Below are 15,324 nucleotides of genomic sequence, written 5' to 3'. Positions count from 1 at the left end.
CGGCGTACTCTGCACATAAAGAATCCAGCCACAGCACGAGCTGAGCGACCCACCCGCGAGGACGCCGCCGATGAGCAGCCTGACCGTCTATCACCAATCCAGCCCCGACGTACCGAACAAGGTGCTGACCCACCTCGACGACATCGCCGCCACGCTCGCCGAAGTCGGCGTGCACTTCGAGCGCTGGCAGGCCAGTGCGCCGATCCAGCCCGGCGCCGGCCAGGAGGAGGTGATTGCCGCCTACCGCCCGCAGATCGACAAGCTGATGAGCGAGCGCGGCTACGTCACCGTCGACGTGGTCAGCCTGAACAAGGACCACCCGCAGAAGGACGAGCTGCGCGCCAAGTTCCTCGACGAGCACCGCCACGGCGAGGACGAAGTGCGTTTCTTCGTCGCCGGGCGCGGCCTGTTCACCCTGCATATCGACGACTACGTGTACGCCGTGCTCTGTGAGAAGAACGACCTTATCTCGGTGCCGGCCGGCACTCGCCACTGGTTCGACATGGGCGAGTTCCCGCACTTCGTGGCCATCCGCCTGTTCAACAACCCGGAAGGCTGGGTGGCCAACTTCACCGGCGACGATATCGCCGGCCGCTTCCCGCGCTTGGAAGACTGAGCCATGCCGATCAAAGCCATACTCACCGATATCGAAGGCACCACCAGCGCGGTGAGCTTCGTCTATGACGTGCTGTTTCCCTTTGCCGCCGAGCACCTGCCGCAGTTCGTCATCGAGCATGCCGGCGAGGCCGAGGTGGCGCTGCAGCTGGACGCCGTGCGCGCGCAGAGCGGCGAGACCGAGGCGGACCTGATCCGGGTGATCGAGATCCTCCTGCAGTGGATCGCCGAGGACCGCAAGGCCACGCCGCTCAAGGCGCTGCAGGGCATGATCTGGCAGCAGGGCTATGCGGCCGGGCAGCTCAAGGGCCACGTCTACCCGGATGCGGTGGAGGCGCTCAAGCGCTGGCACGAGGAGGGCTATGCCCTGTACGTGTACTCCTCCGGTTCGGTGCAGGCGCAGAAGCTGATCTTCGGCTGTTCCGAGGCCGGCGACCTGAGCGGACTGTTCAGCGGCTACTTCGACACCACCAGCGGCCCCAAGCGCGAGGCCGAGTCCTATCGCTGCATCGCCGCGGCCATCGGCCTGCCGGGCGAGGAAATCCTGTTCCTCTCGGATATCGTCCAGGAGCTGGACGCCGCCCAGCAGGCGGGCATGCAGACGGTCGGCCTGGCTCGTGATGGCGGCTGGCTGGCGGGCCACGACACGGTGGCCAGCTTCGCGGTGATCGACCTCGACCGTTTGGGTTGAACCCCGGCCCGGCGGCGCGACCCTAACAGGGAACCGCTGCCGGGAGATTGCCGATGTTCGAACCCCTGATGCGCCTGCCGGACTGGCTGTTCTACGGCGTGCCGGCGCTGCTCTATCTGCTGCTGACGATCTGGGCCCTGTGGCATGTGCAGGGCAGCGCCAGCCGGCGCTCGCAGAAGCTGCTGTGGCTGGCGCTGCTGGTGCTGTTCCCGCTGCTCGGGCTGTTCAACTGGCTGGTCATGGGGCCGCGCCGGGCGCGCGGCGCACCGCGTTGATCAGTGTGCCTGCTGGGCGTCGTTGCGCTGGTGGCGGTACACGCTGACGGCCTCGTACACCGCCTTGCGCAGGCGGTTGATGCCACCGATCGGGCGATGCTCGGGCAGCGCGTGCCAGGGGTTGAAGGAGAGGTTGTCGCAGGCGAGGTTCTTGTCGCGGCTGTCGAAGTCCTGGGCCGGCACCTTGATCGTCGCCACCGTCTCGAAGGGCGAGATGTCCTCGCTCCACTCCACGCTGGTGTCCTCGATGGGCATGTAGTAATTGGCGTTCTGCCGCTGCACCTGCAGGGCGAAGCAGGCCGGCACCCGGTCCAGCGAGAGCTGCTGATACAGGGCGTTGCGCAGGAAGTTGGGCAGGTCGGTGTTCTGCTCCGGCAGCTCGTAGACTGGGCAGCTCGCAGGATCGGGGATCACCCGGTACTTGATGTTGTGCGGGCCGAGCTTGAAGGGGGCGATGGAGTTGTAGGTGGCGGCCACCGGGCTGTCCGGTGCCGGCGCCAGGGTCTTCAGGGCGATGATCAGGTGGCGGATCTCCCAGGTGCGCGGGTCGAGGCTGGGGAAGAATGCCTGGATCTTCTGACCGCTGGCCTGGGCGGCGAAGTTCTGCTTGTACTCGGCCACGTCGCGCACGAAGAACACCGGATGGTTGAACATCACGAAGTCCTGGTTGCCGGCCGTGGCCTTGCTGCTCAGCAGCTTGTCGCCGGGCACGTCGAGCAGCTTGATCGCCATGCCGCGGGCGTCGCGGGCGCTGTCGAACTGCGGGTAGGCGTTGCCGTTGGACAGGCGCATCCAGGCCTGCCAGGTCTTGCCCGGCTCGGCCAGCACGCCGTGGCGCAGGCTCTGGTCGAGACTCGGCAGCACGGTGAACTGCGCCTTCACACAGCCGTGGGCCTTGGCGTGAGCGTCGCGTAGCACCCGGGTGTTGTCGCGGTGCTGTTCGACGATGCGGATGGCGTCTTCGATGATGCCCTGGGTCAGGGCCGCCTCGTCCTTGGGAATCTCTTCTTCGGCCGATACCGGGCCGGAGAATTTCCAGGCGTAGTAGGCGGCACCCAGGCCCCAGCCGAGAGCGCCGATAACGATGAGAATCAGCAGCAGACGGCCGAGCAGGCGACCGAGCCAGAGCCAGAAGCGTTTGAGCATGGTGGCTTTCCTTTAGTTGTTGTTCTGGCAGCTGGGACCGGGAGTCCAGGGGCGGCTCTCGGCGGGTTTGAGCTGGCTTTCCAGGCGCTCATCGCCCATCACCTTGAGGTATTCGATCAGGGCGAAGCGTTCCTCCGGCTCGAGGAAGCGGCCGATCACGCCCTCGTTGCGGCAACCGTCGCGGAACTCGTGGCCGCGGTTGCCATTGCCGGTGACGCTGGTGTCGAACAGGAAGCCGCCGTCGAACTTGCCGGTGAGGAAGCCGGCGCGCTTGGGGTCGTACTCGAAGCTGCCGACCCAGAAGCTGGTGTCGCGCTCGGCCACCGGGGACAGCACCTGGAACAGGCTGGGCACCGAGCCGTTGTGCAGGAACGGCGGGGTGGCCCAGATGCCGTGCAGTGGACGGGCCTTGTAGCCACGTTTCTCCTGCACGCCGATGGCCAGGCCGTAGCCGTCCATGCGCCAGCGTTCGCGTGGTTGTATGCCGGCATCGCGGTAGGCACGGTCTTCCACGTAGGCGGTGACGTAGGCCAGGCCCTTGGCGCTGGAGATGCTGGCGAAGTCGACCTCGTCCAGGCTGGCGCCGAACAGCTTGACATCGAGCTTGGCCAGCTCGGCCTTCTGCCAGCCCAGCTTGCTGATGTCGAAGCGGTGGTCGGCGATGTTGTCGGCGGTGGTCGGATCGGTGCCGACGATGCGGGTCGGCACGATGCGCAGGTGCCATTCCGGATCGCGCGCCGGCGCCAGGCGCTGGTCCCGCGGCACCGGGTCGGGGGCGTGGCAGTACGCGCAGTTCTCGGCGAACAGGGCGCGGCCCTGGCTGGCCAGCTCCAGGTCGACCTTGCCGAAGATCTCTTCCGGCCAGGTCGGCGGTTTGAGCTGCTTGAGGGTCTCTTCCAGGGTGTAGAGGTCACGCAGGCGCACGCTGGAGGGGTAGCGCTGGCTCTCCGGCAGCTTGCTGCCATTCTCGTCGAACAGGTGCAGGGTGGCGCCGACGCCGAGCGCCTCGCCGATGTTGCGCGCCATCGGCTGCATGGCCGAGCCGTTCCACTGCACCCAGTCGAACTTCCAGATATCCCACACCTGCGGGTAGCTGACCGGGGCGTTGGCGACCCGGTAGTTGCTCTCGTCGATGGCGTCGCCGAACACGCTGTTGGCGATGCGGCCGAAGGCATCGGTGCGGCCGAAGCCTTCCTCGGTGGGGTAGAGACCGCGGTGCCAGTCGTTCATCGCGGTGCCGAGCAGGCGGTCGAGCACGGCCTTGAAGTCGTCGCGCAGCTGGCCCTTGTCCCTGTCGTAGTTATCGCCCAGCACCGTCTTGGCGAAGCGCTTGAACTTGATCGGGTTGTAGTAGGTGAAGGCCATGCTCATGCCCAGCGCCTGGCCGAAGCTGCCGCCCCTGAGGGTGGGCACGGTGGAAGCCAGGGAATGCAGGGCGGCGCCGCCGTCGATGCGCACGGCCTGGCCCTTGTAGCGCAGCTCGCCGGTGTGGCAGGCGGCGCAGGTGATGTCGAGGTACTGGATGCCAGTCTCGTCGTCCGGGTGGCGGGCGAAGCCTACCGGCAGGTTGCCAGGGTTGAGTTCGCTGGGCTGCTGGCGTGGGTCGGTGAGGAAGCCGAAGCGGGCCAGGTAGTCGGGGTTGGCGAACTTGTCCTGGGAGAAGGGCAGCTCCAGCGCGGTGAACCACTCGTAGCGCAGTCCCTTAACCGTGGTGCCCTGGGGCGTGTAGTAATAGGTCTGGCGCGCCTGCTCGTCCCACTGGCCGAGGTAGTTGACCTGCTCCGGCTTGTCGAACACCGGCAGGTTGGGTCGGGCGATGTAGTAGAGGACGACCGCGAGGGCGGCGAGGGCGAGCAACAGGACGACGATCAGGGCGCGGCGCAGCAATCGCATGTCATCAACATCCGTGTGTGATTTTTTATTGGGTACGTTTATGCCAATACGCAGGGACGATGGCAAGCGGCCATAACACTTGGAAAGGTGCGCAACTCTCTGCCGTTTTTATAGAGAAACGTTCCTAGAAGCTCCCGATTCGCTTGCTAGGGTTTAATTATCTGCGCCAAGCGATTGTTTTACCTGGATATTTCAAAAAATTGGCGCCAAGGATTGGTAGAGTGCGAACCCAGGTCGCTACGCCCCGGCGCCTTTTGGTCGTCGATCCCTGTGTCGAATGCGAGCGTTTGCTGCCGCAACTGCGGGCCGGCGGCTGGCAGGTGCAGAGCTGCAGCCTGGCGGATGCCCAGGACCAGGCCTGCGACGTTGGACTGGTGCGCCTGGCGCCGGAGCATCTGGACAACCCCCAGTACCTGAAGCGCCTGATCAGCCTCAGCGGCACCGAATGGATCGCCGTGCTCAGCCCCGAAACCCTGCAGATGCCCGACGCCGGCAATTTCATCGGCGAGTGGTTCTTCGACTATCACACCCTGCCGTTCGACCTGGAGCGGGTCGGCGTGGCCCTGGGGCGCGCCTTCGGCATGGCGCGCCTGCGTGGCAAGGTCGCCGCCGGCGATGCCGGGCAACACGAGCTGCTGGGCAACAGCCGCAGCGTTGCCGAACTGCGCCATCTGCTGGCCAAGCTGGCGCCGCTGAGTGCGCCGGTGCTGATCCGCGGCGAGAGCGGCAGCGGCAAGGAGCTGGTGGCGCACACCCTGCATCGCCTGTCCCTGCGGGCCGCTGGGGTGCTGATCTATGCCTGCAGCGGCGTGCTGGACGAGCAGGAGCTGTTCGGCTGGGAGCGCACGCCGGGACTGATCGAACAGGCCGACGGCGGCACCCTGGTGTTCGACGAAGTCAGCGAACTGCCCCTGCGCCTGCAGGCGCGACTGCTGCGCGTGCTACAGGAGATGCGGGTGGAGCGGGGCGGCCAGGCGGTGCCGCTGAATGTGCGGGTGCTGGCCACCAGCCGCTTCGATCTGGAGGCGGCCGTGGCGCGCGGCGCCTTCCGCGAAGACCTCTATTACCTGCTCAGCGCGCTGCAGGTGCGCACCACGCCGCTGCGCGAGCGGCGCGAGGACATTTCCTGCCTGGCTGGCTACTTCGCCCGGCGCTACGCGGTGGAGGTCGGCCGCCGCCCGCGCAGCTTCAGCGATCAGGCCATTCGCGCCCTGGCCGACCACGACTGGCCCGGCAACGTGCGCGAGCTGGCCACCCGGGTGCGCCGTGGCACGGTGCTGACCGAGCAGCGGCAGATCGATGCCGAGGACCTGGGACTGGTCGCCGGTGAGGGCACGGAGGGGCTGTTCAGCAGCCTGGCCGACTACATTCGCCGGGCCGAGCGTCAGGCCTTGCATGACGTGCTGTTGCGCCATGCCGGCAACATGAGCCACGCGGCCAAGGTGCTGGGTATCTCGCGGCCGACCTTCTATCGGCTACTGCACAAGCACCAGATGCGCTGAGTTGCGCGGGATTTGCCGGTGTCTGGGGATCAGCAGCCGAGGCTGTCGGACTGCCGGTAAAGCGCCAGCAGCTTGCGGGTGATGCTCTGCTGGATGTCGTCGCGCTCGAAGGACGACAGGCGAGTGAGCTTCTGTACCTGCAGGCGATGCAGGTGGATGTAGGGCATCTTCTGGTCGAATTCGCGCAGGTCGCCCTTCATCAGGATCGGCAGGAAGACGTCGTTGATCTTCTTCTGGTTGCTGATGATCTGCGCCAGGGCCTGCTTGAACGGCATGGTCTTGGGCGCCGGACCGCCATCCTTCATCTGCGTGGTCAGCAGCAGGCCGGGCTTGCCCAGTACCACGCCGGGCAGCACGCAGAGGCCAGTCTTGCGCACTGCCAGCGGGTCGATGCCGTGCAGGGTGTCATGGAAGGCGTAGGGGTTGGGCAGCACCACCATCTTGCGCCCGTAGTCGGTGGGGAAGTGCAGGTTGTAGTTGGTGTACAGCTGGCGGGTCGACTCGGAGTACACGCACAGGCGGTTCTCGAACAGCTTGATGAAGCGCTCGGCCAGCTCGCGGCGAGCGATGCTGTCCAGGTCCCAGATCAGGTCCTGGTTCTGCTGCTGGCCGAGGTTGACCTCTTGGTGCTCCATACTGCTCATCGCCACCTCATACACGGAATTGACCCAACAAACGATTCAGCTGCCCGGCCAGTTCGCCGAGGTGGCGGCTGGCCTCACTGGAGTGATCGGCCGCCAGGGCATTTTCATGCGCCAGCGTGGCTGCCTGGGTGACATTGTGGTTGATATCGTCCACCACATGCGACTGTTGCAGGGTGGCACTGGCGATCGAAGCATTCAAGCCCGTCAGATTGCGTAGCGAAGCGGCGATCTGGCTGAGGCTCTCGCCGGCCTGGCGCGCCTGTTCGACGGTCTGCTGCGAGGCCTGGCTGCTGGCGTTGATGACCTTGACCGCCGCCTCGGAGTTGCCCTGCAGGCGTTCGATCATGCCCTGGATCTCCGCCGTGGACTGCTGGGTGCGCTGGGCCAGCATGCGCACTTCGTCGGCCACCACGGCAAAGCCGCGGCCCTGCTCGCCGGCACGGGCCGCCTCGATGGCCGCGTTGAGCGCCAGCAGATTGGTCTGCTCGGCGATGGAGCGGATCACCTCCAGCACGCTGCCGATCTGGGTGCTTTCCTGGGCCAGGTTCTGCATCACCTGCACGGCCTGGTCGATGGTCGCCGACAGCTGGTCGATCTGGCGCAGGCTGCCGTCGATGTTCTGCTGGCCCTGCAGCGCCTGCTGCTCGGCCAGGCGCACCTCGCTGGCGGCGTGCTCGGCGTTCTTCGCCACGTCCTGCACGGCATAGGACACCTCGTTGATCGCGGTGGCCACCAGTTCCATCTGCTGCGACTGCTGCTGGCTGTGCTGCTGGGCGTTGCCGGCGATCTCGCCGAGGGACTGCGAGGCCTGATTCAGGCTGCCGGCGGCCTGCAGCGATTCGCCGATCACTCCGCGCAGCTTGCCGGTGAAGGCGTTGAAGTGGCCGCCCAGGGCGGTCAGTTCGTCGCGACCGTGGTTATCCAGGCTGCGGGTCAGGTCGGCCTCGCCGCTGGCGATGTTGGCCATGGCGCTGACCGCTTCGTCCAAAGGCCGGGCGATGCTGCGGGCGATCAGGGTGACCAGTGCCGCCAGCAGCAGGGCGATCACCACCAGGATGCCGACGGCGCGCAGGGCCTGCTCGCGGAACTCGGCCTGCACGTCATCGACATAGATGCCGGAGCCGAGGATCCAGCCCCAGGGCTGGAACAGCTCGACGTAGGAGATCTTCGGCACCGGCTCGTCCGAACCCGGCTTGGGCCAGCGGTAGTCGACCTGGCCGGAGCCGCTCTTCTTGGCCAGGGCGACCATCTCGTTGAACAGGTACTTGCCGTCCGGGTCCTTCAGGCCGGATAGGTTCTGCCCCTCCAGCTTGGGATTGGTCGGGTGCATGACCATTACCGGGGTCATGTCGTTGATCCAGAAGTAGTCGTCCTGGTCATAGCGCAGGCCGCGGATCACCTCCATCGCCTGCTTCTGCGCCTCTTCCCGGGCCAGACCGCCGCTCTCCAGGCCCTGGAAATGCTTGAGCACGCCCATGGCGCTTTCCACCACGTGGCGGGTCTTCAGGGCCTTGGCCTTGTACAGGTCGACGTGGATCTGCTGCAGCATCAGCCCGGCCAGGACCAGCAGCATGACGATGGACGACAGCAGGATCAGCCACAGGCGACGGCTGATGGGGAGGGTGCGCAGACTGCTCATGGAAGACGACTCCGGTTTCTTGTTATTGCTGCTAGCTAATAGCCAGTCTAGAAGCTGCGCCATTAACCGTTGGCCAGGCAGCGCGGCAAGGGGCTATCTGGTAGCATGCCCGCCGTTTTCTGCCTGCGCGTCAGGCGCCAACCCTGTTATCGGCCGATGCGACGAAAAGGCCAGCCCGAGGTAATTCATGGATTTGTGGACAGCCCTGCAGGTACTGATTCTAGGCATCGTGGAGGGGCTGACCGAGTTCCTGCCGATCTCCAGTACCGGCCACCAGATCGTCGTCGCCGACCTGCTCGGCTTCGGCGGCGAGCGGGCGATGGCCTTCAACATCATCATCCAGCTCGGCGCGATCCTGGCGGTGATGTGGGAATACCGCCGCAAGATCCTCATCACCGTGTTCAACGTGCCGCGCCAGCGCGAGGCCCAGCGCTTCACCGCCAACCTGCTGATCGCCTTCCTGCCGGCCGTGGTGATCGGGGTGGCCTTTGCCGATCTGATCCACGAGTACCTGTTCAACCCCATCACCGTGGCCGCGGCCCTGGTGATCGGCGGAGTGGTGATGCTGTGGGCCGAGCAGCGCAAGCACGAGGTCCATGTCGAAGAAGTAGACGACATGACCTGGAAGGAGGCCCTGAAGATCGGCTTCGCCCAGTGCCTGGCGATGATCCCCGGCACCTCGCGCTCGGCCTCCACCATCATCGGCGGCCTGCTGTTCGGCCTGTCGCGCCGCGCCGCCACCGAGTTCTCCTTCTTCCTGGCGATGCCGACCATGGTCGGTGCCGCCGTCTACTCCGGCTACAAGTATCGCGACCTGTTCCAGCCCGGTGATCTGCCGGTGTTCGCCCTGGGCTTCGTGGTGTCGTTCGTGTTCGCCATGATCGCCGTGCGCGGCCTGCTCAAGTTCATCGCCAACCACAGCTACGCGCTGTTCGCCTGGTACCGCATCGGCTTCGGCCTGCTGATCCTGGCCACCTGGCAGTTCAGCCTGATCGACTGGAGCAGCGCCCAGGCGCACTGAGGTCGATATGGAGCGGCGCGGCACGCTGAAGAGCTGGAACGATGCCAAGGGTTTCGGCTTTATCCATCCCGAGGGCGGCGGCGAGCAGCTGTTCGTGCACATCTCCGCCATGCGCGGCGACAGCCGGCCACAGGTCGGCGACGCGGTGGTCTATGTCGCCGGTAGCGATGCCCAGGGCCGACCGCATGCCCAGCACATGCGCCACGCCGGGCTGAGCCTGGACCGACCGGCGATTCGGCGCAAACCGACGCAATCGGTCAAACCATCCAGGGCTGCCGCTGCAAAGAGTCCCGGCCAGCCGCGCGGTGAGCGTCCGCCGCAGTCGGGCATTCAGCAATTGCCGCTCAAGCTGCTGGTGCTGGCGGCGTTGTGCGTGCTGCCGATCTGGGGCGGCCTGGTGCTGCTGGAGCGCGGGCTGGTCTGGGTGTTGCTGGCCTACCCGCTGGTCAGCCTGTTCAGCTTCTGCCAGTACTGGCTGGACAAGCAGTCCGCGCAGAAGGGCCGCTGGCGCACGCCGGAGAACAGCCTGCATATCGCCGAACTGCTGGGCGGCTGGCCCGGCGCCCTGGTGGCGCAGCAGGTGTTCCGCCACAAGACGCGCAAGGCGTCTTTCCAACTGGTGTTCTGGGCTATCGTCGTGCTGCACCAGGCCTTCTGGATCGACCAGCTGGCGCTGGGCGGCCGCTACCTCGGCCATCTGCTGCCGCTCTAGTCGAGCAGCAAACCCACCTGACGGATCTTCGGCAGCTTGCGCACCACCAGCTGGTGGGAGCGCCGCAGGCATTCGCGCAACTCGTCGTCACCGAGGGGGAAGGGCGGCGCCATGCTGACCCAGTGGGCGCGCGCTAGGTACGGAGCGGGGTGGATGCCCGGCCGATCGACGTAGCCGAGGAACAGCTCCGCCTCGACCTTGAACGCCAGCCGCTCGCCCATGAAGTCGAGGATGGCGAACATTTTGTTGCCGGCTATTGAGAACACCCGGTTGCCGCCCCATTTAAGATCCTCGCGGGCGCCGGGCAGGCTCAGGCAGTAGGCGGCGATCTGTGCGTTGGTCATCAGGCTTCATCTCTCTGGCTGAACCGCGGCTACCCTAGCAGAGTCGCGCCGCCTCTACCCAAAGGAGTTCCACCCATGTCGCTGTCCCTCTACCAGGCCTCCGTGCCGCAGTTCGTGCGCATGTTCGGCAACCTGTCGGCCATCCTCGACAAGGCCGTGGCCTATGCCGAAGCCAAGAAGATCGACCCCAACGTGCTGCTCAACGCGCGCCTGGCGCCGGACATGCACCCGCTGACCCGCCAGGTGCAGATCGCCAGCGACGCGATCAAGGGCTGCGCCGCGCGCCTGGCCGGGGTGGACGTGCCGAGCTTCGCGGACACCGAGAGCAGCTTCGCCGACCTGCAGGCGCGCATCGCCAAGACCCTGGACTTCATCAAGAGCCTGAGCCCCGAGCAGATCGACAGCGGCGCGAACCGCGAGATCGTCCTCAAGTTCCCCGGCGCCGAGCTAAAGTTCAGCGGCCCGGAATACCTGCTGCACTTCGTGCTGCCCAACTTCTATTTCCACGTCACCACGGCCTACGCCATCCTGCGCCACAACGGCCTGGACGTCGGCAAGATGGATTACCTCGGCCGCGTCTGATCCGCCTGGCCATAAAAAAGCCCCGCATTGCGGGGCTTTTTCGTTGTGGCGCCGGCGTCAGACGAAGATGCCCTGGCTGCGCAGGTAGTCGTCGTAGGTGCCGGAGAAGTCGGTCACGCCGTTCTCGCTCAGCTCGATGATGCGGGTGGCCAGGGAGCCGACGAACTCGCGGTCGTGGCTGACGAAGATCAGCGTGCCCGGGTAGTTCTCCAGCGCCAGGTTGAGCGCCTCGATGGATTCCATGTCCAGGTGGTTGGTCGGCTCGTCCATCACCAGCACGTTGGGCTTCTGCAGGATCAGCTTGCCGAACAGCATGCGGCCCTGCTCACCACCGGAGATGACCTTGACCGACTTCTGGATCTCGTCGTTGCTGAACAGCATGCGGCCCAGGGTGCCGCGGATGGTCTGTTCGCCCTGGGTCCACTGGCCCATCCAGTCGAACAGGCTCACGTCGTCCTCGAAGTCGTGGGCGTGGTCCTGGGCGTAGTAGCCGACCTCGGCGCTCTCGGTCCACTTCACTTCACCTGCATCCGGGCTCATCTCGCCGACCAGGGTGCGCAGCAGAGTGGTCTTGCCGATGCCGTTGGGGCCGATGATGGCCACGCGCTCGCCGGCCTCGACCTGGAAGCTGAAGTTCTTGAACAGCACCTTGTCGTCGAAGGCCTTGGACACCTTCTCGACGGTCACGGCCTGGCGGTGCAGCTTCTTGTTCTGGTCGAAACGGATGAACGGGCTGACGCGGCTGGACGGCTTGACCTCGGCCAGCTGGATCTTGTCGATCTGCTTGGCTCGCGAAGTGGCCTGCTTGGCCTTGGAGGCGTTGGCCGAGAAGCGGCTGACGAAGGTCTGCAGCTCGGCGATCTGCGCCTTCTTCTTGGCGTTGTCGGCCAGCAGCTGCTCGCGCGACTGGGTCGCGGCGGTCATGTACTCGTCGTAGTTGCCCGGGAACAGGCGCAGCTCGCCGTAGTCCAGGTCGGCCATATGGGTGCAGACCGAGTTCAGGAAGTGACGGTCGTGGGAAATGATGATCATGGTGCTGTTACGCGCCGTGAGGATGTTTTCCAACCAGCGAATGGTGTTGATGTCCAGGTGGTTGGTCGGCTCGTCCAGCAGCAGCACTTCCGGATCGGAGAACAGCGCCTGGGCCAGCAGCACGCGCAGCTTCCAGCCAGGGGCGACTTCGCTCATCGGGCCGAAGTGCTGTTCCAGCGGGATGCCCAGGCCGAGCAGTAGTTCGCCGGCGCGGGATTCGGCGGTGTAGCCGTCCATCTCGGCGAACTCGCCCTCCAGTTCGCCCACCTTCATGCCGTCTTCTTCGCTCATCTCCGGCAGCGAGTAGATGCGGTCACGCTCGGCCTTGACCTTGTACAGCTCCTCGTGGCCCATGATCACGGTGTCGATCACGGTGAATTCTTCGTAGGCGAACTGGTCCTGGCGCAGCTTGCCCAGGCGTACGTTCGGCTCCAGCATCACCTGGCCGCCGGAGGGCTCCAGATCGCCGCCGAGGATCTTCATGAAGGTCGACTTGCCGCAGCCGTTGGCGCCGATCAGGCCGTAGCGGTTGCCGTTGCCGAACTTGACGGAAACGTTCTCGAACAGCGGCTTGGCGCCGAACTGCATGGTGATATTGGCGGTGGAGATCACGGCGGTATTCCTGAAGAGACGGGCGCTTGCGCGCAAAAGGGCGCGATTGTAGCGGTTTCCCGTCGATAGGGCAGCCATGATCGGCCGACCGGGGTTTCCCCCGGTCGGCCTGTGGCCTCAGTAGCGCAGTTTGGCGCTCCAATCGTCGTACACGGCCGGCTGTTTCAGCTGCACGCGGAATTGCTCGGCCTCGGCGGGGTTGCCGGTCCACAGGTACAGGTGGTCCTTCCAGCTGCCCGAGGTCCAGCGCAGCAGGTAGTAGTCGCTGCCGCGCACGGTGTCGCGGTCGAGCAGGCGCACCAGGTCGCCGTCGGCGAGGCAGCCGCTGGGCTTGCCCGGCAGTTCGATGCGCAGCTGGTTGGAGGAATCACCGGCCTTGGGGTAGTAGGCATAGTTGCCGCCGCCACCGCCCAGCCACCAGTTCAGCCAGTGGCCACGGTGGCGTACCGATTCGATCTCCAGGTAGTCACCGCTGCGGATGCAGAAGCTCACCGGGTAGTGCCAGTTGCGCAGGCTGAACAGGCTCTCGGCCTCGCTGCCGTCGCCGTTGACGCGTAACCAGTCGGTGGCCTTGCTGGCGCCGGCACGCAGGGTCTTGCCGTTGCTCTGGCTGCGCAGGGTGACCTGGCCGTAGCGGTTTTCCCGCGGCTTGCTGGCGCGGGTCGGCGTGCCGGCGTCGGCGCGGGTGAAGGCGGCGACCGGCGAGTGGTCGGAATAGTCCTGGAACTGCCAGGTGGCGCCGGCCTGGGTCACGCTCCAGCGCGGCGACGGGGTGTCCAGCGCCTGGTTGTGCCAGTAGCTCGGCTGGCCGTGGTGGCGCGAGACGAAGATGTAGTCCAGGTACTCCGGTGCATGGTTGGGGTACTGGTAGCTGGCGATGCCGTTGCGCCTCGTGTCGAAGCTGGTGTCGCTGCCGGCGAAGCTGTCCGGCGCGCGTACCTGCAGGCGTTCGAGCAGGTCGCGGTATTCGGCGCTGTCGCGGATCACGTTGAAGTCGCCGCCGATGAACAGCACTTCGTCCGCGGCTATGCCCTTGCCCTCGATAAAGGTGCGCATTTCGTCGAACTGGCTGGCGCGCACCGCTGTGCCCTTGCCGTCGGGGCAGCCGGTATCGGCGGCCTGGGCATGGGTGCCGATCACGTGCAGCGGCTGGCCGTTGCGGTCGAGGCGGGCGTAGACGAAGCCCTTGTTGGAGAAGTAGTCGGCGCCGCAGCCCTGGGCATAGACGTATTGCACGCGCTCGACAATCGGCCAGCGGCTGACGATAGCCACGCCGCCATCTTCCGGCGTGGTATCGGAGTACGCGCCGAGCGTGGCATCCCAACCACTGCGCGAGCGGCCGAGGATCGGTGTCTGGTGAGGGTATTCGCTCTTCAGCCCGTCGAGCAGGATGGCGGCGGCGGGGTTGTCGAACAGTTCGTTGAGGATCACCGCGTCCTGCCCCTTCATGTAGTCGGCCTGAGCGATCAGCCTGGCGCGCTCTTCCTGGCCCCAGCCAGGTTTGAGCGTGCTGGGCAGGAAGAACACGTTATGGGCTAGCAGCTTGTACTGGTCGCTGGGTGCCGCCGATAACGGCGCGGCAAGTGCGAGAAGGGTAAGGGTGCAGCAGGCGAGCGTGGTGTACTTCATCCTGAAGGCTCCTGGCCTTTACGGCCTCTTGTTGGTGGCGTTCCCGGTCTCTGGAATAGACCAGGCGCCCGAAGAATCCTGGAGCACTGTTACAGTTTTGCAAGGCGGACAAGGAAGGTCCGTGACAGAGCTGTTGCACCGATCGATGGCTTTGGCCTAGACCAAGGCTGCTATTGCAGAGCTTCGCAGGCGCTGCCGGACAGGCTATAAGGCAGGCCCGCTGATGTTTTCGTGAGCCCGAACTTGCTCGATTATTCCGCTTATCTCGGCCTGTTTCTTTCCGCCTTCGGTGCCGCCAGCCTGCTGCCGTTGCAATCGGAGGCTTTACTGGTCGGGCTGTTGCTCGGCGGTGGGCATTCGACCTTCGGCCTGCTGCTGGCGGCGAGCCTGGGCAATGTCCTGGGCTCGGTGCTGAACGCCGCGCTCGGCCGTGGCATCGAGCGCTTCCACGGGCGCCGCTGGTACCCGGTAAGCGAGGCGCGTCTGGAGCGGGCCAAGGCTACCTACCGGCATTACGGGCGCTGGTCGCTGCTGTTGAGCTGGGTGCCGATCATCGGCGACCCGCTGACCCTGGTGGCCGGGGTGATGCGCGAGCCCTGGTGGAGTTTTCTACTGCTGGTCGGCCTGGCCAAGGTTGGGCGCTACCTGGTGCTGGCGGCCATCACGCTTGGTTGGGTCGCATCCGGCTGGGGCTGAGGTCACTCGCGGTAAAACACCTGGATCAGGTGGTAGCCGAACTGGGTCTTCACCGGACCATGCACTTCGCGCAACGGTTTCTTGAATATCACCTGGTCCACGGCGCGGACCATCTGCCCCGGGCGTACTTCGCCCAGGTCACCACCTTTCTTGCCCGAGGGACAGGTGGAGTACTTCTTCGCCAGCACATCGAAGGCTTCGCCGGCGGCGATGCGCTTCTTCAATGCCGCCGCTTCCGCCTCGGTCTTCACCAGGATATGGCGGGCCATTGCCTTGGGCATGATCGGTTCC

General features: G+C 65.6%; 16 protein-coding genes and 1 pseudogene. 8 read left to right on the top strand and 9 right to left on the bottom strand.

What is annotated here, in order from left to right; genetic code table 11:
• Positions 1-70: 70 nt before the first annotated feature.
• The 3 genes from FFS62_RS13320 to FFS62_RS13310 are packed head-to-tail and all read left to right on the top strand — an operon-like array spanning position 71 to position 1,581.
• Complete coding sequence (locus FFS62_RS13320; protein ID WP_137973281.1) at positions 71-616, top strand: acireductone dioxygenase; 546 nt, start codon at positions 71-73, stop codon at positions 614-616.
• 3 nt (positions 617-619) lie between these two features.
• Positions 620-1,306: an acireductone synthase gene (mtnC, locus tag FFS62_RS13315; protein ID WP_137973280.1), complete on the top strand. Its 687-nt coding sequence runs from the start codon at positions 620-622 to the stop codon at positions 1,304-1,306.
• A gap of 53 nt (positions 1,307-1,359) precedes the next feature.
• The gene (locus tag FFS62_RS13310; protein ID WP_256662213.1) at positions 1,360-1,581 is read left to right on the top strand and encodes a PLDc N-terminal domain-containing protein; all 222 of its coding nucleotides are present in this window, start codon (positions 1,360-1,362) and stop codon (positions 1,579-1,581) included.
• Here FFS62_RS13310 and FFS62_RS13305 read toward each other — a convergent pair whose 3' ends face one another.
• On the bottom strand, positions 1,582-2,727 hold the full coding sequence (locus tag FFS62_RS13305) for a catalase family protein (protein WP_137973279.1): 1,146 nt from the start codon (positions 2,725-2,727) through the stop codon (positions 1,582-1,584).
• Between the two features lie 12 nt (positions 2,728-2,739).
• Complete coding sequence (locus FFS62_RS13300) at positions 2,740-4,620, bottom strand: di-heme-cytochrome C peroxidase (protein ID WP_137973278.1); 1,881 nt, start codon at positions 4,618-4,620, stop codon at positions 2,740-2,742.
• 221 nt (positions 4,621-4,841) lie between these two features.
• Here FFS62_RS13300 and FFS62_RS13295 point away from each other — a divergent pair, with 221 nt between their 5' ends.
• The gene (locus FFS62_RS13295; protein WP_137973277.1) at positions 4,842-6,122 is read left to right on the top strand and encodes a sigma-54 dependent transcriptional regulator; all 1,281 of its coding nucleotides are present in this window, start codon (positions 4,842-4,844) and stop codon (positions 6,120-6,122) included.
• 29 nt (positions 6,123-6,151) lie between these two features.
• Here FFS62_RS13295 and FFS62_RS13290 read toward each other — a convergent pair whose 3' ends face one another.
• The 3 genes and pseudogenes from FFS62_RS13290 to FFS62_RS23655 all read right to left on the bottom strand — a co-directional run.
• On the bottom strand, positions 6,152-6,766 hold the full coding sequence (locus tag FFS62_RS13290) for a hypothetical protein (protein WP_137973276.1): 615 nt from the start codon (positions 6,764-6,766) through the stop codon (positions 6,152-6,154).
• A 7-nt stretch (positions 6,767-6,773) separates the two neighbouring features.
• A complete protein-coding gene (locus FFS62_RS23660; RefSeq protein WP_371920128.1) occupies positions 6,774-7,508 on the bottom strand; it encodes a methyl-accepting chemotaxis protein in 735 nt (244 codons plus the stop codon).
• Positions 7,509-7,631: 123 nt separating this feature from the next.
• A pseudogene (locus FFS62_RS23655) lies at positions 7,632-8,315 on the bottom strand (cache domain-containing protein); the annotation flags it as partial.
• A gap of 277 nt (positions 8,316-8,592) precedes the next feature.
• Between FFS62_RS23655 and FFS62_RS13280 the strand changes: the two are divergent.
• Positions 8,593-9,426, top strand: a complete 834-nt coding sequence (locus FFS62_RS13280; RefSeq protein ID WP_137973274.1) for an undecaprenyl-diphosphate phosphatase — start codon at positions 8,593-8,595, stop codon at positions 9,424-9,426.
• 7 nt (positions 9,427-9,433) lie between these two features.
• Positions 9,434-10,138 (top strand): DUF1294 domain-containing protein, encoded by a 705-nt coding sequence (locus FFS62_RS13275; RefSeq protein ID WP_137973273.1) that lies wholly within the window; start codon positions 9,434-9,436, stop codon positions 10,136-10,138.
• Here the strand turns inward: FFS62_RS13275 and FFS62_RS13270 are convergent.
• Positions 10,135-10,482: an MmcQ/YjbR family DNA-binding protein gene (locus FFS62_RS13270; RefSeq protein WP_137973272.1), complete on the bottom strand. Its 348-nt coding sequence runs from the start codon at positions 10,480-10,482 to the stop codon at positions 10,135-10,137. The genes FFS62_RS13275 and FFS62_RS13270 overlap by 4 nt on opposite strands.
• A 75-nt stretch (positions 10,483-10,557) precedes the next feature.
• Here FFS62_RS13270 and FFS62_RS13265 point away from each other — a divergent pair, with 75 nt between their 5' ends.
• Positions 10,558-11,064, top strand: coding sequence for a DUF1993 family protein (locus FFS62_RS13265; RefSeq protein WP_137973271.1), 507 nt, complete (start codon positions 10,558-10,560; stop codon positions 11,062-11,064).
• A 57-nt stretch (positions 11,065-11,121) separates the two neighbouring features.
• Here FFS62_RS13265 and FFS62_RS13260 read toward each other — a convergent pair whose 3' ends face one another.
• Complete coding sequence (locus FFS62_RS13260) at positions 11,122-12,708, bottom strand: ABC-F family ATPase (protein ID WP_137973270.1); 1,587 nt, start codon at positions 12,706-12,708, stop codon at positions 11,122-11,124.
• 117 nt (positions 12,709-12,825) lie between these two features.
• On the bottom strand, positions 12,826-14,337 hold the full coding sequence (gene sph, locus FFS62_RS13255; RefSeq protein ID WP_137973269.1) for a sphingomyelin phosphodiesterase: 1,512 nt from the start codon (positions 14,335-14,337) through the stop codon (positions 12,826-12,828).
• 243 nt (positions 14,338-14,580) lie between these two features.
• Between sph and FFS62_RS13250 the strand changes: the two genes are divergently transcribed.
• Positions 14,581-15,033 carry a YqaA family protein gene (locus tag FFS62_RS13250; protein ID WP_137973429.1) on the top strand — a complete coding sequence of 151 codons (453 nt, stop codon included), beginning with the start codon at positions 14,581-14,583 and terminating at the stop codon, positions 15,031-15,033.
• A 2-nt stretch (positions 15,034-15,035) separates the two neighbouring features.
• Here the strand turns inward: FFS62_RS13250 and FFS62_RS13245 are convergent, their stop codons facing one another.
• A complete protein-coding gene (locus FFS62_RS13245; protein ID WP_021700093.1) occupies positions 15,036-15,314 on the bottom strand; it encodes a peptidylprolyl isomerase in 279 nt (92 codons plus the stop codon).
• Between the last annotated feature and the right edge of the window lie 10 nt (positions 15,315-15,324).

The sequence above is a fragment of the Pseudomonas sp. F(2018) genome, from assembly GCF_005508865.1.
Classification (GTDB): Bacteria; Pseudomonadota; Gammaproteobacteria; order Pseudomonadales; family Pseudomonadaceae; genus Aquipseudomonas.
The sequence above is the reverse complement of the archived record's forward strand: the minus strand, read 5'-3'. Positions and strand labels throughout refer to the sequence as shown.